Raw genomic sequence first — 19,131 nt, 5'->3', positions numbered from 1 at the left:
GGACACGGCGAAGCCCCGCACCCGATGAGGGGTGCGGGGCCACAGGGGGTGGATCAGTTGGCGGTGGTCAGGTTGTAGACCGTGGTGCCGCCGACCGTGGTGGCCGTGTAGTTCTCGGAGACCCAGGTGGCGATCTGGGAGGTTTCGGTGGCGGTGCCGCCCTGGCCGCCGCCTCCACCCATGCCGCCGCCGGAGATGAAGTAGGTGATCTGGCCGGCGGCGACGTAGGCCTTGAACTGGGCGAGGGTGGGGGAGGGGTCGCTGCCGTTCCAGCCGCCGAGGGCGATGACCGAGGTGCCGCTGGCCAGTTCGAGGTCGGCTGCCGAGGTGGCTCCGCTGACGGCCGCCGCCCACTTGGTGGTGGTTGCCTTCAGCGCGGCGGTCAGCTCGCTGTTGGTGCTCTGACCACCCATGCCGCCACCACCCGTCCGCCCGCCGCCGGTAGTGGCACCGTCCTCGGTCGCGCCGCCGGCTGCAGCATCGTCCTGCGTCGCACCGCCGTCCGCCGCAGCATCATCCGACGAGGAGCCCGACGAGGAGCCGGACGGAGCGGATGTGGAGCCTTCGGTGGCGTCGTCGCCTGACTGCGTACCCGAAGAATTGGCGGAAGGTCGCTGACCACCGGGACCACCGGTCCCACCGCCGCCGAAGCCGCCCATGCCGCCGCCGCTCGCCGAGGCCGGTCCCGAGGTGGGGATGCTGCCGGTGTGCGCCTCGCCGACCGTGGCCGTCGCCCAGGCCGCGCTGCCCGCTCCGGCTGACAGAACGCCGGCCAGGACCGCGACGACCGCGAGCTTGCGGGCCTTGAGGGGGCTGAAGTTGATGACCAGGGCGACCGCGGCGATCACGCCGGCGACCAGGGTGATCCAGCGCAGGGCCGGCAGCCAGTCGCTGCGGCCGAGCAGGACCCAGCCCCAGACGGCCGTGCCGAGGATCATCGCGGCGAGGGTGAGGCGGGCGGCGAGGGCGGCGCGGTAGAGCCAGAGGACGCGACCGCCGACGGCGACCATCGCGGCGATGCCGGGGGCGAGGGCGACCGTGTAGTACGGGTGGATCGTGCCGCTCATCCACGAGAACGTGATGCCGGTGACCAGGATCCAGCCGCCCCACAGGATGGCCGCGGCGCGGGCCCGGTCGGTGCGGGGGGCGCGCCAGGTCATCGCGAGGACGGCGATCATGGCGATCAGGGCGGCGGGGAGCAGCCAGGAGATTTCGAGGCCCATCGAGGAGCCGAAGAGCCGGCCGATGCCGGTGGCGCCGCCGAAGCTGGTGTTCTGGCCGCCACCTCCGCCGCCGCCCCCGTTGCCGGAGCCGCCGAGGATGCGGCCGAGGCCGTTGTAGCCGATGGCGAGTTCCCACAGCGTGTTGTTGGTGGAGCCGGCGATGAAGGGCCGCGACGACGCGGGCCAGAGCGAGACCAGGGCGACGAACCAGCCCGCCGAGACGAGCAGGGCGAGACCGGAGATGAGCAGGTCGCGGATGCGCTTGCCGATGCCGGTCGGGGCGGCGACGAGGTAGACCAGGGCGAACGCCGGCAGGACCAGGAACGCCTGCATCATCTTGGTGAGGAAGCCGAAGCCGAGCAGGACACCGGTCAGGGCGAGCCACTTCCAGGAGGCCTTTTCCACGGCCCGGATCGTGGTGTACGCCCCGGCGGTCATCAACAGCACCAGCAGCGCGTCGGGGTTGTCGAAGCGGAACATCAGCACCGCGACCGGGGTCAGCGCGAGCGCCGCACCCCCGAGCAGCCCGGCGACCGGTCCGAACCAGCGCTTGACGCTCGCGTAGACCAGGTAGACCGACGCCACGCCCATGAGGGCCTGCGGGGCGAGGATCGACCAGCTGTTGACGCCGAAGATGCGCGCGGACAGGCCCATCACCCACATCGCCGCGGGGGGTTTGTCGACGGTGATGGCGTTGCCCGCGTCGAGCGAGCCGAACAGCCAGGCCTTCCAGCTCTGCGCGCCGGCCTGCGCGGCGGCGGCGTAGAAGCTGTTGCCCCATCCGGAGGCGGAGAGGTTCCAGAGGTAGAGCACGGCGGTGCCGGCCAGCAGGACACCGAGGGCGATCTTCTCCCATCCGGGCCCGCGGCGGTGGCGGTGCCTCGGCGCCGCTTCCTCGGGTGTGGTGGCCGGACGGTCCATCAACGTCGTCATGCGCTTACCTTCGCGACGGCGCCTGGCGAGCTTCTGTGTCCGTTCTGTGTGGCCTCTATGAGGCGTGGATCACAGGGGGCAGTCGCCGTCGGGGTGGATGCCGCGCAGGATGCGGCCGCTGATCTCGCCGAGGCTGCGCAGCTGTGCCGGGGTGACGGCGTCGATGACCAGCTCACGGACGGCGCCGACGTGCCCGGGGGCGGTCTCGACGACCTTCGCGAAGCCGGCGTCGGTGAGGATGGCGTTGGTGTAGCGGCCGTCCAGCGGGTCGGGCTCGCGGCGGACCCAGCCCTGTTTCTCCAGCCGCTTGATCAGGTGCGACAGCCGGGACAGCGAGCCCTGGGCGAACTGGGCGAGCACGCTGATCCGCAGGGTGCGCCCGGGTGCCTCGGACAGGCCGGCCATGACGGTGTACTCGAAGTTGGTGATGCCCGCCTGGCGTTGCATCCGGCTGTCGAGCTCGCCGGGGAGCACGACCAGCAGCCCCATGAAGGTCATCCACGACTGCAACTGCTCGCTGTCCAACCAGTTCACGTCCTCGGCCACCGCCCGATCGTAGCTGACTTGAACATTCAACCGCGAACCGCTACGTTCACTGGAACGTTCAACTCATCGAGAGGCCATCCCCCATGAACATCGCCCTCTGGATCGTCGCCGGGCTGCTGGCGGCCGCGTTCCTCGCCGCCGGCTCCATGAAGGTCCTCCGGGACAAGGAAGCGCTCAAGGGTGCCGGCATGGGCTGGGTCGACGACTTCCCGCCCAAGGTCATCGGCGGGCTGGAGATCCTCGCCGCGATCGGGCTCATCCTGCCCGCCGTGCTCGATATCGCCCCGATCTTCGTCCCGCTCGCCGCCACCGGCCTGGTGCTCATGATGATCGGTGCGATCGTGGTGCATGCCCGGCGCAAGGAATTCCAGGCCCTCGCGCCCAACGTGGTGCTCCTGCTGCTGTCCGCATTCGTCGCGTGGGGGCGCTTCGGGCCGTACTCGTTCTGAATGATCCGTTCGGCCCGCCGGCCCGTTCTGCTCTCTGTGACAGGTCTCGCCCTCCGAGATGCACGGCGGGGGGCGTCGATCCGTGCCACGATGGCACCGATAGTTCGGTTCAGGCGGGAGTCAAAAGGCAATGAGCGAACACGTTTCCGACAGCGCCGAATGGCAGGCTGTGCAGGGGCACGCCGAGAAATTCTCGAGCGTGCACCTGCGCGAGCTGTTCGAGAGCGACCCACGGCGCGGCGAGCGGCTCACCGCCCAGGTCGCCGACCTCTACGTGGACTACAGCAAGAACCTCGTCACCGACGAGGTGCTCAGCGCGCTGATCGCGCTCGCCGGCAGGGCGAAGCTGCGTGAGCGCACCGCGGCGATGTTCGCCGGCGAGCACATCAACGTGACCGAGGACCGGGCGGTTCTGCACACCGCGCTGCGCCTGCCGCGCGACGCCACGCTGGTCGTCGACGGCCAGGACGTCGTCGCCGACGTGCACGAGGTCCTCGACCGGATGGGCGCGTTCAGCGACAAGGTCCGCTCGGGCGAGTGGCTGGGCGCTACCGGCGAGCGCATCAAGACGGTCGTCAACATCGGCATCGGCGGCTCCGACCTCGGCCCGGTCATGGCGTACGAGGCGCTCAAGGCGTACGCGCAGCAGGGCATCGAATGCCGTTTCGTGTCGAACATCGACCCGACGGACCTGTATGAGAAGACCCACGACCTCGACCCGGCGAGCACGCTGTTCGTCATCGTCTCCAAGACCTTCGGCACCCAGGAGACGCTGACCAACGCCACCGAGGCGCGCAACTGGCTGCTCGCGGGTCTCGGCGGTGACGACTCCGCGGTCGCCAAGCACTTCGTCGCGGTCAGCACCAACGCGCAGAAGGTGTCCGGCTTCGGCATCGACACCGCCAACATGTTCGGCTTCTGGGACTGGGTCGGCGGGCGTTACTCGCTGCCGTCCGCGGTCGGCCTCTCGGTCATGATCGCGATCGGCAAGGAGCAGTTCGGCGAGCTGCTCGACGGCTACCACGTCGTCGACCAGCACTTCCTCAACACGCCGCTCGAGCAGAACGTGCCGGCCCTGCTCGGCCTGCTCAACGTCTGGTACGACACGTTCCTCGGCGCCCAGTCGCACGCCGTGCTGCCCTACTCGCAGTACCTGCACCGCTTCGCCGCGTACCTGCAGCAGCTGACCATGGAGAGCAACGGCAAGCACGTGCGCCTGGACGGCTCCGCGGTCGAGTTCCAGACCGGCGAGGTGTTCTGGGGCGAGCCCGGCACCAACGGCCAGCACGCGTTCTACCAGCTGATCCACCAGGGCACCAAGCTGATCCCGGCGGACTTCATCGGCTTCAGCGTGCCCAACCACGACACCGGCGAGATGCACGATCTCTTCATGTCGAACTTCTTCGCCCAGACCGGCGCGCTCGCGTTCGGCCGCACCGCGGAGCAGATCGAGGCCGAGGGCGTCGCCGCCGCGATCGTGGCGCACAAGGTCATGCCGGGCAACCACCCGACCACCACGATCCTCTCCGAGAAGCTGACACCGTCGGTGCTCGGCCAGCTCATCGCCCTCTACGAGCACATCACGTTCACCCAGGGCGTCATCTGGGAGATCAACTCCTTCGACCAGTGGGGCGTCGAGCTCGGCAAGGTCATGGCCAACCAGCTCGCCCCCCTGCTCACCGGCGATTCTTTCGCAACGGGCAGCAGCGACTCCTCGACCGACGCGCTGATCGGGCGTTATCGCACGCAACGCGGCCGTTGATCCTCCGGGCGGTCCTATTTTTGTCGTAGGGCCGCCCTAAGCTGCTTTTCGTGGACCTGAAAACGGCGCTCGCCGTGCGCATGCGCAGCCTGCTGCTCACCCCTGAGAAGCGGCTGACCAGCGTCGCCGGGATCGTCGAGTGGTTCGGCGCGATGCAGGCCCAGGACATGGCCAGCGGCCTCTGGTCCCTCGGCGTCCGCCTCCCCGGCTCCACCCGCGCCGACATCGACGCCGCCCTCGAGCGCCGCGAAGCCATCCGCACCTGGCCCATGCGCGGCACCGTGCACCTCGTCCCGCCCGCTGACGCCCACTGGATGCTCGACCTGATGGGCGTGCGCGCCCTCGCCGGCGCCGCCAAACGCCGCGAGACCCTCGGCCTCACCGAGAAGACCGTCGACCAGGCCGTCGACATCCTCGCCACCGCCCTGCAGGGCGGAAAAAGACTGACGCGAGCCGAGTGCCTGGCCACCCTCACCGACGGCGGCATCGAGGTCACCGGCCAACGCGGCTACCACCTCCTGTGGTACGCAGCCCAGCGCGGCGTCACGTGCATAGCCCCCCACCGCGGCAAGGACCAGACCTTCGTCCTGCTCGACGAATGGGTCCCGTCCCCCCACCGCCCCACCCGCGACGAAGCCCTCGCCCTGATCGCCCACCGTTACTTCCGCAGCCACGGCCCCGCCACCGTCCACGACCTCGCCCGCTGGACCGGCCTCACCCTCACCGACTCGAAAAAAGCCATCACCCTCGCCGGCCCCGCCCTCACCCCGCTCACCGTCGAAACCACCACGATGTACGCCGACCCCACCCTCCTGGAGCCCGACCCCGCCCCCCTCGACGACTGGGCAGCCCTCCCCGGCTTCGACGAATACATGCTCGGCTACAAAGACCGCACCATGCTCCTCGACCCCGCCCACTTCGAAGCCGTCGTCCCCGGCGGCAACGGCATCTTCCAATCCACCCTCATCGAAAACGGCCGAGTCGCCGCCACCTGGAAACGCACCCTCACCAAAAAAGCCGCCGCCGTCGAGATCATCCCGCTGGTCCCCCTGAAACCAGCCACCCGCAAACGCGCCGAAACCGCCCTCACCCCCTACGCCACCTTCACCGGCCTGCCCCTGCAGATCACCTGGACCTAACCCCACACCCCACGCGAGCATGCCGCGCTGCCCCGTCTCCCTGCCCCTGACGTCCTTCGCCATCGACGCCCCCGCGATCCGCATCGCACGGCGGCTGCTGTCTGTACCGCGTCCGGGATTTGCGCTGCACGGTACGGCGGCCGCTATCTGCACTGCGGCCGCGATCTGCAGCGGCACCGCAGCTGCGGCAGCGATCTGCAGGGGCCGCAGCTGCAGTTGACGCCACGTTGACTCAGGTCTCCACGAGAAGGCTGCCAGGGGCACCCCCGCCCGAACGTCCCAACTGCGCCCGTCCGGCAGACCAACCCAACCGGGCGCCACCATCCCCAACCGCTCCGACCCCGCGCCTGCCTGCCGCGCGAGTGCCTCCACCGCCAACCCGACCGACTGACGGATCCCAGCGCCCTGCCGCGCCGAGCCGAGCCGAGCAGACGCTCAGGTCAGGCATTTCGATCAAGTGTGGCCGGGCGCCCCGACCCGAGCGGGCCAGACCAACGCGGCGGTTCCGAGCGGCCGTTCCCGAGCGGCGGTTCCGAGCGGCCGTTCCCGAGCGGCGGTTCCGGGCGGCGGTTCCGGGCGGCCGTTCCCGAGCGGCCCGATCCGAGCGCTCTGAGGCGTGGGCGGCCCAGCGATCCCGACCGAGCGCCGTTACCCGAGGGCCAGGGCCGCAACAGCCTCGGCGCAACCCCAGGACAAGCTGACCCCCGCGCCGCTGTGGCCGTAGTTGTGCACCAGCACCCGCCCGCCGCCGCCATCAACCCGCTCGACCCGGATCTGGTCACGCTGGGGCCGGATGCCGACCCGATGCCCAAGGATCTCCGCGCCGGCGATCTCCGGCAGCACCGACACGCAGCGTTCGATGATCCCCCGCGCGACCGCCAGATCCGGAACGGGGTCGTCGCGGCCCTTGTCGGCATTCCCGCCCAGCAGCAGCACGTCACCCTGTGGAAGCAGATAGGTCATCTCGTCGAGTTCGTCGGTGTGCTCGGCGAAGAACTCGGTGACGCCCGGATTCCGGACTGCGACCAGCTGACCGCGGATCGGCTCGACCGTGGGATCGGGGACGAGTTCGCGGGCGCCGATGCCGCTGCAGTTGATGACGATCGGGGCGCGGTCCAGGGCCTGGTCGAGTGATTCGAAACGGCCGGCCTCGATCATTCCGCCGGCGGCCAGGAAGCGATTTTCAAGATATTTCAGGTACGCCGGCATGTCGACAATGGGTGCCCGATAACGCCATCCGCTGAGGAAACCGGCGGGGAGTTCCGCGCGAGTGCATTCCCGGAAACCCGGCAGGTTCGTTGCCCATGCGGGGGTGCGGATCTCCCGGCGTGACGCCTCCACGCCGTCGACGAGGCGGACCTCGGGGCGCCCGGCGGTTTCCAGGTCACGCAGCACGGCGTACGTGTACATACTCCAGAGAGGAACGTCGGGATGGCTGGCGTAGATAGGATCCCAGATGGCGCCGGCCGACGCCGAGGTGCTGCGTTCGGGCCGATGTTCGGCCACCACGCGTACGCGTGGGTGGCTCGCGTCCTCGGCCAGTCGCACCGCGGTGGTCATGCCTGATACTCCGGCGCCGATAATCAGAAGATCGGGTCGGGCAGCGGTCATCTATCGACGCTAACCGGGTCCGGAGTGCTGACAGGGAGACGCACGTAAATGTACGGCGATTGCGGACAACGGCACACATCGCTTGTCCCGGTGTGCGCCTTGATGCTAGCGAGATCTACGGAATGCGTACGCGTGAATACGCCCCGTTGCATTCCTGGATCGGATGCGGTCCAATCGAACGGCTGGCGGCATGCGCGGCACGGGTCGCGCCGCTGGGGGAGTCACCGGTCACCGCTGACCCTGCAGCCTCGTCCGGCGTCTCCCCGGTGAGCCGTCGCGACCATGGGGGACCGATGCTCATCGTTGGTGAGGTGCACACCGGACTGCTGCGCGGGCGGGATCCGGCGACCCAGGACGAGGCCGGCCGCTTCGTCGACCTGGTGGCGGGGGAACCCGTGCTGGTGTCCGAGCGGCCCATCTCCTACGTGCGTTCCCCCGCCGTACCCGTGGGTGTCGACTGTGCACTGGTCCCGCCGGGCGCGGCCAGACAGGTGCGCGGGGTGGGCACGCTGCTGCAACGCTCGGCGGTCACCGGCGGGCATATCGTGCAGGGGTCCGCGTACACGCAGATTGTGCCCTCGGGTGGGACCGCCCGCCGGGCCTGGTCGCACTACCTGAGCCGGCCCGGGGTTGTCGAGACGATCGGCAGGGTACGCGGCCCGGAGCTCGCCGGCACGCTCGCTGCCGGACGGGAAGGCCTCGACATCGGGGCGGTGGCGGCCCGCGCCCTGGACCGCGTGCAGCGGGTCAGCGCCCGCGCGGGCACCCCGCGGCTGCGCAGCGCCCGGACCAGGCTGCGCTGGCTCGCGGACACCGGCGGCGACGCCCCACTGGTCCGGTTCGGGCTCGGCAAGGGTGATTTCCGGGCGATCAGGCTGACGGTGGACGCCGGCTGCCCGCCCGCCGAGGTCGCCGCGCTGTGTGAGGACATCGCCCTGCACGACTGGCTGCTCACCACCCTGATCGAGGCCGTACGCAAAGCCGCGCCCGGCGTGCTGGCCCGCGACGAGGCACTGCGCAGGCTCGACCCGGTGATCGACTACCTGTTGCACCTGTGGATGCCGGACGCACGCGGCGGTGACCTGTCCGCGCGGGTGTGGGCGGTGCTGGAGAGCCGTCCCGGCTTCACCCGGCAGTGGCGGACCCTGGAGAGCCGCATTCGTGACCAGCTGTCCGCCGGTGCGGTGGCCGCGCTGGCCGCAGCCGGACCCCGGTGATGGCGTCGATGGCCAGGGGGACCGGGGAGAGCTCCGGCGTCACCCGCAAGATTCTGCTCACCGTCGCCACCGGCGGGCTGACGTTCCTCATCACCAACGCCCTCGACCAGCCGCAGGCCACCAGCATCACGCTGTCCGTGCTCATCGGCGGGATCGCCCTGCTGACCCGCTTCCTCGCCGACTTCGAGAAACGGCTCGCCGCGCTGGAGAAGATCGAGGGCGACAGCATCGCGGAGATGCGCCACCTCATCGACGACACGTTCCCGCAGATCAGCCGGGCCACCGAGCTGTACAGGATGATCGACACCTCGGCCCTGGGCGCCACCCTGGTGACCGAACTCGTCGACAACTCGGCCCGGATCTCACCGGACTCCCCGCAGATCGTGCAGCACTTCGTGCGCGCCAAGATCCAGGAGACGTCCGGGCTGCTGAAACAGATCTCCGAGGGCGGCACGATCACCTACTACGGCGAGGACCGGGAATGGCTTCTGGGCCTGACCCGCAACGCCACCACCGGCATCGACGCGATCAGCATGGCCGCCGTCGACCACAGCCTCTGGCAGAGCGAGATCGGCCAGCGCTACCTCGACGCCCAGCGCCGGGCCGCGGCGTCGGGGCGCCGGGTGCGGCGGATCTTCGTGCTCGACACCGCCGCGGGTGCCGACGACCCGGATCTGCTGCGGGTCTGCGCCGAACAGGCCAGGATGGGGATCCGCGCCCGGCTGCTCGCCCGCCCCGAGGTGCCGCCGCACCAGCGGGTGCAGGTCCGGGACCTGATCGTCTTCGACGACACCCTGGCCTACGAGACGACCCCGACGCTCACCGCCGACCCGCAGCTCGCGCAGATCTCCGAGACCCGGCTCGTCCTCACCACGGACCGCGTCAAGCAGTGCGTGCAGCTTTTCAGCGACCTGTGGGAAGTCGCGTTCGACCCGAAAGCCGTCACCTGAGCGTGAGCATCCGGCCCCTGCCGTCACCTGAGCGTGAGCATCCGGCCCCTGCCGTCACCTGAGCGTGAGCGTCCGGCCGGCCGGACGGCCGGACGTTACATGAAGGCGTACCGGATGCGGTCGACGAACTCGTCCGGCAGGATGATCCGCTCGCCCTTCGCCCGGCCCCTGATCTGCTCGTCCACCGCCGCGGTGACCGCGACCTGACCGAGGATCGTGCGGACCGCCACCTCGATCGGCAGGAACCGCGCGCCCAGCACCGAGAACGTGCGGTAGGCCCGGAACGGTGCCGCACCCGGGTTCAGCTGGATCACCGGTGGCAGCTGGTCCCAGTCGGCCGGCAACTCGTCGAGCGGCATCGGCTCCGGCTGCGCCACGGGCTCCCCGAGGTGCCGGATCAGGCCGAGGCGCTGCAGCTGCCAGACCGCGGCCAGGAACGGGCACGACCACAGGCGGGTGCCGGCCTTCTCGTTCCACAGCTCGATGTCGAGGAAGATCGAGTGGTTCTGCACGGCGCTCTGCCGCGGCGGCTGCCACTGCCGGGGTGCCGCCATCGCGGAGCCGGACTGCCCGGGGGAGCGCTGCCCGTTGGTCAGCCAGCCCGTCACCGACACCGGGGGCCGCGAGCCGTCGGCGCCCTCAGGCGGCTCGCTGACCAGGTGGTTCTCCACGACCCTCGCCAGCTCGACACCGTCCGCGAGCGCGCACCCCGACTCCCGCGCGATGTAGTCGATCTCCAGACCGGCCTCGGCCGCCGTGGCGCTCAGCATGGCGACGACCTTGTCGGGCGTACTGAACCGGGTGAAGTAGTCGTCGATCAGGAAGCAGGTGCTCACCCGGGGGGTGCTGCCGGTAGGCAGCTCGGCGGCGGCGATGTCCCGGGCGGCCGTGGCCCACGGGGCGACCCGGCGGAACTGGTCGAGCAGATGCGCGGGCCCGGCCTCGAAGTCGTCCATGTAGAGGTGGCCGAGCTCGATCGACAGATGGGACAGCGCCACCGAGCGCACGACCGGGGTGGCCGACTCCTCGGTGAAGACGCCGTCGGGCAGCGTCACAACCCGACCCAGGCGTCGTCGTCGAAGATCTTCTTCGCCAGCTGCTCGAACGCCGTGACCGTCTCCTGGTTGGCGGTGCCGTGCAGCAGGACGTCCTCGTTGGACAGCAGCTGCTCCTGCCACTGCAGCACCGGGTCCAGCGGGATCTCGCCCAGCATCCACGAACGCCCGACCCCGGTGCTGCCGGCGAGCTCGTGCAGCCGCCGGTCGATGCGGTCGAGCCAGGCCAGCTGCTCGGGGCGCAGACCCGCCTGACCCTGCGCCGCCGGGTTGAGCACGGCGGTGCGGATGAACCGGATGGAATTCAGCAGGGCCTGCCGGTCATGGCCCCGGCTGGTGCCGGCGTCGAGCAGCCCCTGCGCGCCGCGGACCAGGCCGGCGGCGGCGATGATGTGCTGGCGGGTCCACCGGTGGAACACCAGCCACCGGGCGCTGATCCCCGCGAGCTCCGGACGGGCCGTCGCGGCCAGGACGATGTCCGTGGCGTACGAGCGGCCCGCGCTGAGATCCACGATGGTGAGACCGAACTCCTCGGCGAGCTTGAGGAACAGCTCCACACAGCGCTCGACCATGTCGGGGGTGGCCTGGAACTCGCCGCCGCCACGGTCACCGGGCAGCAGCGTCAGCCGACCCGCGCCGGCCGGGCGGCTGCGCAGCACGTCGCGCTCGGACTCCGCCCAGATGTCGATGCGCCGGGGCAGGTCGGTGTGCCCGAGAAAGTAGTTGTGAAGCCCGTCGCCGCCGGTGACCCCGGAGGGAGCGTCCGGCAGGTCGAAGATCGCGCCGGACGTGGGGCTGCCGAAGTCGAAGTCGAGGTAGCAGCAGTCCGTGCCGTCCAGCGCCGTGCGGTACGCCAGGTTGCTGCTGGTCACCGAGCGCCCGGTGCCGCCCTTGTCGGAGGTCGAGAAGATGAGCACGTCAGATCGTCCCCGCGGTGGCACGCCGGGCCGCGGACAGCCGGTCGAGCTTGCGGAGCACCTCCTCGGTCACCGCGACCGCGACACCCGGCCGGTCCCGGCGCTGGGTCCGGGCCCGCTCCAGGTCGACGCCGATCTGTTTGAGCTGCTCGCCCAGCGACTGCCCGCTGTAGGTGGAGTTGTTCAGCAGCTCGCGGTCGTAGAGGTGCTCGGCCTCGTTGAGCAGGTCGGCGGCGATGTCGGCGAGCAGCTCGCTGCGCAGCGGCGACTCGTTGATGACCCGTGACGCGGTGACCAGGCAGTCGACGACCCGCTTCGTGAAATACCACGATGCGTCGGTGAACTTCACGTCCAGCTGCGGGTACGCGCCGGCCGGCTGGTCCCAGAGACCGTCGGGCAGCACCCGCTCCCTGAGGTGTTTCCACATCTCGTCGGACAGCCCCAGCAACCGGCCACGCTCGGTGCCGTCGGACAGCAGACCGGCCAGGCTGAGCGTCCGTTTGAGCAGCAGCGGTGACAGGTCGGCGACCGTCCACGAGAGCCGGGGGCCGCCCGGGCTCTCGCTGCCCTCCAGCGGGAAGTTGAGACCGGGATGGTGCACGTCGAGGGCCGTCTCCTGCTCGGAGGAGCGCCGGGTGATCCGGCTGCGGTTGGCGAGCTCCTCCAGGACGTTGGCCATCCGGGCCATGTCGGCGTTGGGCGCGCGGGTGGCGATCATGTTCTGCATGACCATCCCGCCGACCAGCAGCGTGAAGTAGTCGAACTCGATGCCGTCGGTGGTGCGCCACGGCAGGTCCTCCAGCGGCCACCGGCCGGAGCCGAACGTCGCCACCGCCGCCCAGTAGGACCGGGTCAGCTCGAAACGCAGCTGCAACGCCTGGGCCAGTTTCAGCTGGGCCTCGTCGAGCAGGCCCAGCAGCCGGGTGCGCTCCGAGCTGAGCGCCTGGATCGCCTCCAGGGCCACCGTGGTGAAGTAGAGATAGGGGGCGTTCTGCGCGACGCCGTCGCGCTGGACCCCCACGTCGGAGGTCTCGATCTGCGGGGCCTCCCGGACGATGCCCCAGGACCAGCCGCACTCGAAGAGCCGGTTGGGCAGGTCGAGGTCGCTGCTCTCGGCGGCACCGGACCCGATGGTGACGTCGTCCCGGAGCCGGGCGTTGATCTCCCGCAGCGCCGCGCGCAGCTCCTCGACGACGACCCGCGACGGCCGCCGCTCCTGGTTGACCATGCGGACGAGCTCCCGGCCGAACGCGTCGTCGGCCGAGAAGACGTTGACCGCGAAGCTGCGCAGCAGGCCGACCATCGCCGCGGTCAGCCGCTTGCTGGCCATCGCCTCGAGGATGTCGACCTCGGCCTGCAACGCCGGTCGCGTGACGACCTGGCGGAAGACCCGGGTGAAACCCACGATGGCCAGCGTGAGGGTGATACTCACCGAGAAGGAGTCTACGACGTCCAGGCCACGCTGCTCCGGCGTGATCGTGTCGTCGAGGTCCTCGGACCGGAAGTAGCTGCCGCCGGAGAAGACCGGTGTCCCGTCGGCGGAGGTGTAACGCTCCAGATAGATCGTGAGCGCCTTGATGATGCGCTGGGGCACCTGGATGTCGTCGCCGAGGGCGTCGAGCGCGTCCAGCACGTCGCGGTTGGCCACGTCGGGATTGTCGAGCCGGAACAGAGGGATCTCCGTGGCGGGCGCCAGGATGCAGAGCAGTTGCTCGGCGTCGCTGATGGAATTGGCGCCGTCGCGGCCACCGAACCGCCACCGATCGTCGGCATAGGACAGTCGCGCCGTGGCGCGCCAGATGTCGAGAAGCTGTTGCCGTGGCTGGATCTGCATCGGAGTGCCGTCACCTACCCGTCCATCGGTCCGCTACATCTTCTTGCGTCCCGTAACAACGATCATGCCGCCGTAACCGTCGCGCAGATCGTTGCTCTCGACCGGATTGATTGTGACATCCCGCGCAACCCCTGAGAGCGCCCGGAGGATGTCATTCTCGTCGACCGAGCACGCCGGGAAAGTGTTTCCCCCGACGCGGTAACCCGAGGAATTTTTCATGAACGCCGCGGCGAACGGCGCGTGCGGCCGCAGCGAGTTGACGAACATGCGGGTCGCGCGCTCGAACTCGTCGTCGCGCGTGGTGATCGACTCGGCGACGAAGAACATCGTCCCGATGTCGTACTGGTCCGGCTGGAGTCCGTAGACGCTTCCCTTGACCACGCGGGCGCGGCGCGTCAGCAGGTTCAACGGGTCGTTGATGGTCTGGTATGCGCTGCGGCCCCGGATCATCTCCGCCCAGAACTGCTTCCACGTCGGACTCGGCCCGTCCGGCTGCTCCATCTGCGTGGTCAGCCAGGCCCGGTTGGACGACGCCCGCTCGTACAACGTGATCTCGCCCGTGAACGGCAGCATGGTCAGCGCGGGGTAGAGGTTGGCGCCGGCCCCGACATCGATCGCTTTGGGTCGCCACGTGTCCGGCCACTGCTGCTTCTGCTGCTGGAAGAAGTCCGCGACGATCCGGATGATCTCGCCGTCGTCCGGGCGTAGGGTGCTGTAGTTGTGCGCGAAGTACGCCGCTGAGTCGAAAAGATCCCAGTCGACATCCTCGTTGAGCCGCGGGCCTGCCGCGCTCTCCGCCTGTGCTGCTCCGGCAGGGTTGACCACGGTTCTTCCTCCGGCGATCTGGGCGGTCAACGCTGGAGTCCCGTTCACGCCGCTCTTGTTGAGCGTAGGTCTCCCGCGTGGCGGCCGTTAGGCACGAAATTTCACATGACGTCACCGGCTGGCGGGCCGGCCCAGGTGTGGCTTTTAGGTTTTATTGTCGCGTTGGCGGCCGGCGCGTGGACCCGATTGCGGTAACGAGCGCTATGGCGTTCAGGAAACGCACAGTACAGGGGGTTGTCATGAGTCAACTCGCGGGGGTCGGGTATTGCCCGCGCTGAATCTGTTAACAACCCTTGATAAAGATGTTCACAAACGTCAAGATATGGAGGACCTGCCTGGTCATCGATGTATCGGGAGTCGCCATGGGCAAACGTCGTACCGTATCCGTGCTGGCCACCGGCATCTCGCTGGCGCTGGCGGCCGTAGTGGCCCTGGCTCCCGACGGCATGGCAGCCACCACTGTGGGTGTTCCTCTTCGCGCGGCGGCTGTAACCTGCTCTGCTCCGGCGTGGGCAGAGGGCAACACCTACACAGTAGGCACGCAGGTCACCTACTCCGGGCGGCTCTATCTGGCACTTGTCACACATACGGCGTACGTCGGTGCGGGCTGGAACCCGGCCGCGACGCCCTCACTGTGGAGTGACCTAGGCGCCTGCACCGGCACCCCCACCACGCCGCCCCCGACGACCACGCCCCCGACCACCACGCCTCCCACGACGACGCCTCCCACTACTACGCCGCCGACCACGACGCCGCCCGGTGGTAGTACCTGCGCCGTCAAGTCAAGGCCGACCGGTAAGGTCCTCGCCGGATACTGGGAGAACTGGGACGGCGCGAGCAACGGCGTCCACCCCGGACTCGGCTGGGTCCCGATCACCGACAGCCGCCTCGCGCAGCACGGCTACAACGTGCTCAACGCGGCCTTCCCGGTGATCCGCTCCGACGGCACGGTGCTGTGGGAGAACGGCATGGACGCGGGTGTGCAGGTGTCCACCCCGGCGCAGATGTGCCAGGCCAAGGCGAACGGCGCGACCCTGCTGATGTCCATCGGCGGCGCGGCGGCCGGCATCGACCTCAGCTCCGCCGTGGTGGCCGACCGGTTCATCGCGACGATCGTGCCGATCCTCAAGCAGTACAACTTCGACGGCATCGACATCGACATCGAGACCGGCCTCACGGGCAGCGGCACCATCACCACCCTCTCGGCCTCGCAGGCCAACCTGATCCGGATCATCGACGGCGTACTCGCCCAGATGCCGTCGAACTTCGGCCTGACGATGGCCCCGGAGACCGCGTACGTCACCGGCGGCAGCGTCACCTACGGCTCGATCTGGGGCTCGTACCTGCCGATCATCAAGAAATACGCCGACAACGGCCGCCTATGGTGGCTCAACATGCAGTACTACAACGGATCAATGTACGGCTGCAGCGGCGACAGCTACTCCGCCGGCACCGTCCAGGGCTTCGTCGCGCAGACCCAGTGCCTCAACGCGGGCCTGACCATCCAGGGCACGACGATCCGCGTTCCGTACGACAAGCAGGTCCCCGGCCTGCCCGCCCAGTCCGGCGCGGGCGGCGGCTACATGACACCGGCGCTGGTCTCCCAGTCGTGGAACAGCTTCAACGGCAGCCTCAAGGGCCTGATGACGTGGTCGGCCAACTGGGACGGCTCCCGCGGCTGGACCTTCGGCGACAACGTGAAAGCCCTCCAGGGCCGCTGAAAAAACGCTCGCACCTGCCACGGCCCGCTGTCGCCCCGTCCCCAGGGCGGCAGCGGGCCGTCCCCCTCACCGGTCGGCGGCGTCGTTCCACATCTGCTCGAAGCGCCGCTTGCGATCCTCCACCCGCCAGTCCGCGACGAGCGTGACGCTGGTGATCAGCGGCGGTACGTCGGGGTCCGGGGCGGACGCGGCGCGCAGCTCGTAGCTGAGCCGGCCGTCGAAGACGATGAAGTCGTAGAGGTCTGTGCGGGTCAGCGAGTCCAGTTGCGAGGAGCGCAGCACCCGGGTGCGTACCCCGATCTCCTTGTGCGGTTTCACCAGGTCGTCGATCCAGTCCTCGCCCGCGTCGGAGGCGTCGTCGATCAGGAAGATCCGGCGGATCGCGACGTGGCGCTCGGTGATCGCCTGCCGCTGCCGGGCGAGGTAGTGCCGCCCGAGGTCGGTTGCCCAGAACAGGCCCGCGTCGGCGAAGTTGCCGGGAGCGTCGAACGAGGTCATGCTGGTGGCGTCGATCGTCTCGAACGCGCACTCGGTGAGATTGAGCAGCCAGTCCCGGTCCTCGCCCTCGTAGACGGCCCACCCCTCGCGCAACCCGTCGAGGGTCTGGGCGAGCCGGCTGAGCTCGTGATCCGCGAAGCGGCGCAGCACGACATCCGCGGAGTCGATGCTCGCGGACGCCGCGACGAGCCGGTCGATGTCATCCGCCCGCAGGCGCGATTTCCCCGGCCCGGTGTAGAGCTCGGAGACGGCCAGATTCAGATCGATGAGAATCAGGGCCACGAGCACGATGCCGGCGACGAAGACCGCCATCGTCAGCTGCCAGATCGCCGCCTGGCCCGCGGCGCTGGTGAGCAGATAGGTGATGCCACCCGCGATCGCGGTGACGAGAATCTTGAAACGGACCTTCACGGGCGCCCCCTGAGCCGAGTCACGTTGATTCCATCCGATGGTGCGCCCCGGCCGCAATCGGGCGGGCGGCTCATTGATTCTGTTAACAAGGCTGTTCATAGACGTTGATAAGCGTCAATATGAACAGATGCTGCGAACCCTGCTTGTTGTCGCTCTGATGGCCACGGCAGTGCCGGCCGTCGCCCCGCCCTCGTCCGTCAGTGCCGCCGTGGCCGCCGCCGCGACCGTCTGCTCGGTCTCCTGTGACACCCGGGATCCCTCGACCGCTCGCCAGGACACGTTCCCAGTGCCCGACAAGACGCAGAACGGGCGGCGGATCTCGCTGCATCTCTCCGATGCCGACGCGATGGCGTGGGGGAGTATCGACAACGGGGGTGCCGGGGATTCCGTGTGGCTCGATCGGAGCTGGGACGGGGGTTCCAGTTGGGACGGGCTGCTCGGAAAGGCGAGTATTCCGTCGACCTGGACCGGCACGCGGACGCTGATGTACAACCTCGCCGATCCGTCGCATCACAAGCGTGGCATGGTCCGGGCGTGCGGGGACGCGAGCGGGATCCAGTGCACCGAATGGGTGCATCTCAAGGCGTGCGATGTGGTCTGTGACGGCGAGACCGCGAATGTCGGTGACACTGTGCCCGTCCCTTCCGCCACGCTCAGCGGGCGCACCATTTCTTTGCACGCCGATCAGCGCGGAATGCTCTGGGGAACCATTTCCGGCGGGGCCCCGGGCGACGAGATCTGGCTCGACCGGTCGTGGGACGAGGGCGTGAGCTGGCCCGGAGGCTCGTCGCTCGGGCGCACGAGCACCCCGTCGGGCGCGAGCTCGGCGCGCACCGCACTCTTTACCTCCAGAGACACCAAGGCCTTGATGTACGCGGGGAGCGTGCGCGCCTGCGGCCGGGCGGTCACCGGTTCCAATGGCAGTTGTACGCAATGGGCGCGACCCGCCGCCGACCGTGCCGCCGCGGCTGCTGACGCGTTGATGTTCTCGTATCAGCCGGATACCGCGTGGTGGCCGTCGAGCTGGTGGAATTCCGCCGTCGCCGTGACCACTGTGATGGACTGGATGGCGCGCTCAGGGCGTACCCAGGAATATGGGTGGGTAGTTGATCGGACCTTCGAAGTGAACAAGGTGGCTTTCCCCGCCGGGGTGAGGAGCAGCGACGCCATCGAGGGGCATTTCATCAGCCGCGCCATCGACGATGCGGCGTGGTGGGGCCTCGCGTGGGTGAAGGCCTATGACCTGACGGGCAACACCAAATACCGCGACGAGGCGGTGACGATCGCCAATTACGTCAACGGTTTCTGGGACACGTCGACGTGCGGTGGTGGCGTGTGGTGGGACCGCGAGCGTACCTATAAGAATGCCGTCACCAGCGGCCTGTACGTGCGGCTGGCCGCGTCCTTGCACAACCGGTTGCCGGGCGACACGACGTGGCTGAACCGGGCCGTGACCGGGTGGAACTGGTTTGCCGCCAGCGGCCTGATCAATGCCGCCGGGCTCGTGAACGACGGGCTCACCAATGCGTGCACCAACAACGGGCAGACCGTCTACTCCTACAACCAGGGGCTCGCGATCGGGGCCTCGCTCGAGGTCTGGCGGGCGACGGGAAACGCGAATGCGCTCGCGGCGTCGCGGAGGCTGGCGGATGCGGCGATCGCGTCACCCGTGCTGACGAAGAACGGCATCCTGACCGAGTCGTGCGACGCCGCCGATCGGACGTGCGACGACAACGGGAAGCAGTTCAAGGGCATTTTCATGCGCTATCTGGGTGACCTCGCCGATGCCACGGGGGAGGCCGGGTACCGGACCTATGCGCGTACCCAGGCGGACAGCATCTGGAATGCGGACCGTGACTCCCTCAACCGGATCGGGCAGCGGTGGAGCGGGCAGACGTCCTCGGCGTACCCGAACGCGCGGGACTGGCGCACCCAGGCGTCCGGGCTGGGTGCCCTGATCGCCGCGATCGGCTGAGGGTGACCCAGGTCGCACTTCCCAAAAAGTCTTTGCTCGTGAAATATTTGACGAAGCAAAGAGGT

Annotated in this window: 15 protein-coding genes; 7 read left to right on the top strand and 8 right to left on the bottom strand. The window is 69.1% G+C overall.

Annotated features, from left to right (window positions below; translation table 11 throughout):
- Positions 1 to 53: 53 nt before the first annotated feature.
- Together Ahu01nite_RS35275 and Ahu01nite_RS35270 are read right to left on the bottom strand one after the other, a co-directional pair.
- The gene (locus tag Ahu01nite_RS35275; protein WP_203841057.1) at positions 54 to 2,156 is read right to left on the bottom strand and encodes an ArnT family glycosyltransferase; all 2,103 of its coding nucleotides are present in this window, start codon (positions 2,154 to 2,156) and stop codon (positions 54 to 56) included.
- A gap of 69 nt (positions 2,157 to 2,225) precedes the next feature.
- On the bottom strand, positions 2,226 to 2,702 hold the full coding sequence (locus tag Ahu01nite_RS35270; RefSeq protein ID WP_239159376.1) for a MarR family winged helix-turn-helix transcriptional regulator: 477 nt from the start codon (positions 2,700 to 2,702) through the stop codon (positions 2,226 to 2,228).
- A gap of 83 nt (positions 2,703 to 2,785) precedes the next feature.
- Between Ahu01nite_RS35270 and Ahu01nite_RS35265 the strand changes: the two genes are divergently transcribed.
- The 3 genes from Ahu01nite_RS35265 to Ahu01nite_RS35255 all read left to right on the top strand — a co-directional run bounded on the left by Ahu01nite_RS35265 (position 2,786) and on the right by Ahu01nite_RS35255 (position 6,052).
- A complete protein-coding gene (locus tag Ahu01nite_RS35265) occupies positions 2,786 to 3,151 on the top strand; it encodes a DoxX family protein (RefSeq protein WP_203841056.1) in 366 nt (121 codons plus the stop codon).
- Between the two features lie 130 nt (positions 3,152 to 3,281).
- Positions 3,282 to 4,913: a glucose-6-phosphate isomerase gene (pgi, locus tag Ahu01nite_RS35260; RefSeq protein ID WP_203841055.1), complete on the top strand. Its 1,632-nt coding sequence runs from the start codon at positions 3,282 to 3,284 to the stop codon at positions 4,911 to 4,913.
- 50 nt (positions 4,914 to 4,963) lie between these two features.
- Positions 4,964 to 6,052 (top strand): winged helix DNA-binding domain-containing protein, encoded by a 1,089-nt coding sequence (locus Ahu01nite_RS35255; RefSeq protein ID WP_307794655.1) that lies wholly within the window; start codon positions 4,964 to 4,966, stop codon positions 6,050 to 6,052.
- A 648-nt stretch (positions 6,053 to 6,700) separates the two neighbouring features.
- Here the strand turns inward: Ahu01nite_RS35255 and Ahu01nite_RS35250 are convergent.
- Positions 6,701 to 7,663, bottom strand: a complete 963-nt coding sequence (locus tag Ahu01nite_RS35250) for an FAD-dependent oxidoreductase (RefSeq protein ID WP_203841054.1) — start codon at positions 7,661 to 7,663, stop codon at positions 6,701 to 6,703.
- Between the two features lie 293 nt (positions 7,664 to 7,956).
- Here Ahu01nite_RS35250 and Ahu01nite_RS35245 point away from each other — a divergent pair, with 293 nt between their 5' ends.
- Together Ahu01nite_RS35245 and Ahu01nite_RS35240 are read left to right on the top strand one after the other, a co-directional pair.
- Positions 7,957 to 8,880, top strand: coding sequence for an SCO2521 family protein (locus Ahu01nite_RS35245; protein ID WP_203841053.1), 924 nt, complete (start codon positions 7,957 to 7,959; stop codon positions 8,878 to 8,880).
- A gap of 8 nt (positions 8,881 to 8,888) precedes the next feature.
- Positions 8,889 to 9,830 (top strand): DUF6879 family protein, encoded by a 942-nt coding sequence (locus Ahu01nite_RS35240; protein ID WP_239159375.1) that lies wholly within the window; start codon positions 8,889 to 8,891, stop codon positions 9,828 to 9,830.
- 95 nt (positions 9,831 to 9,925) lie between these two features.
- Here the strand turns inward: Ahu01nite_RS35240 and Ahu01nite_RS35235 are convergent, their stop codons facing one another.
- From Ahu01nite_RS35235 to Ahu01nite_RS35220, 4 genes are read right to left on the bottom strand one after another with little or no spacing between them, the layout of a single operon-like run.
- Positions 9,926 to 10,885 (bottom strand): SCO2522 family protein, encoded by a 960-nt coding sequence (locus tag Ahu01nite_RS35235; protein ID WP_203841052.1) that lies wholly within the window; start codon positions 10,883 to 10,885, stop codon positions 9,926 to 9,928.
- Positions 10,882 to 11,802 carry an SCO2523 family variant P-loop protein gene (locus tag Ahu01nite_RS35230; RefSeq protein WP_203841051.1) on the bottom strand — a complete coding sequence of 307 codons (921 nt, stop codon included), beginning with the start codon at positions 11,800 to 11,802 and terminating at the stop codon, positions 10,882 to 10,884. The genes Ahu01nite_RS35235 and Ahu01nite_RS35230 overlap by 4 nt, the downstream gene beginning before the upstream one ends.
- A 1-nt stretch (position 11,803) precedes the next feature.
- A complete protein-coding gene (locus Ahu01nite_RS35225) occupies positions 11,804 to 13,636 on the bottom strand; it encodes an SCO2524 family protein (protein WP_203841050.1) in 1,833 nt (610 codons plus the stop codon).
- A gap of 33 nt (positions 13,637 to 13,669) precedes the next feature.
- Complete coding sequence (locus Ahu01nite_RS35220; RefSeq protein WP_203841049.1) at positions 13,670 to 14,509, bottom strand: SCO2525 family SAM-dependent methyltransferase; 840 nt, start codon at positions 14,507 to 14,509, stop codon at positions 13,670 to 13,672.
- 314 nt (positions 14,510 to 14,823) lie between these two features.
- Here Ahu01nite_RS35220 and Ahu01nite_RS35215 point away from each other — a divergent pair, with 314 nt between their 5' ends.
- Positions 14,824 to 16,182 carry a carbohydrate-binding protein gene (locus Ahu01nite_RS35215; RefSeq protein ID WP_203841048.1) on the top strand — a complete coding sequence of 453 codons (1,359 nt, stop codon included), beginning with the start codon at positions 14,824 to 14,826 and terminating at the stop codon, positions 16,180 to 16,182.
- 66 nt (positions 16,183 to 16,248) lie between these two features.
- Here the strand turns inward: Ahu01nite_RS35215 and Ahu01nite_RS35210 are convergent, their stop codons facing one another.
- Positions 16,249 to 17,091, bottom strand: coding sequence for a hypothetical protein (locus tag Ahu01nite_RS35210; RefSeq protein ID WP_203841047.1), 843 nt, complete (start codon positions 17,089 to 17,091; stop codon positions 16,249 to 16,251).
- A 127-nt stretch (positions 17,092 to 17,218) separates the two neighbouring features.
- Between Ahu01nite_RS35210 and Ahu01nite_RS35205 the strand changes: the two genes are divergently transcribed.
- Positions 17,219 to 19,066, top strand: a complete 1,848-nt coding sequence (locus Ahu01nite_RS35205; protein ID WP_203841046.1) for a glycoside hydrolase family 76 protein — start codon at positions 17,219 to 17,221, stop codon at positions 19,064 to 19,066.
- Positions 19,067 to 19,131: the final 65 nt, after the last annotated feature.

Source organism: Winogradskya humida (genome assembly GCF_016862215.1).
GTDB lineage: Bacteria > Actinomycetota > Actinomycetes > Mycobacteriales > Micromonosporaceae > Actinoplanes > Actinoplanes humidus.
Note: the sequence above shows the minus strand (reverse complement) of the source record. Positions and strands in the feature narration are given on the sequence as shown.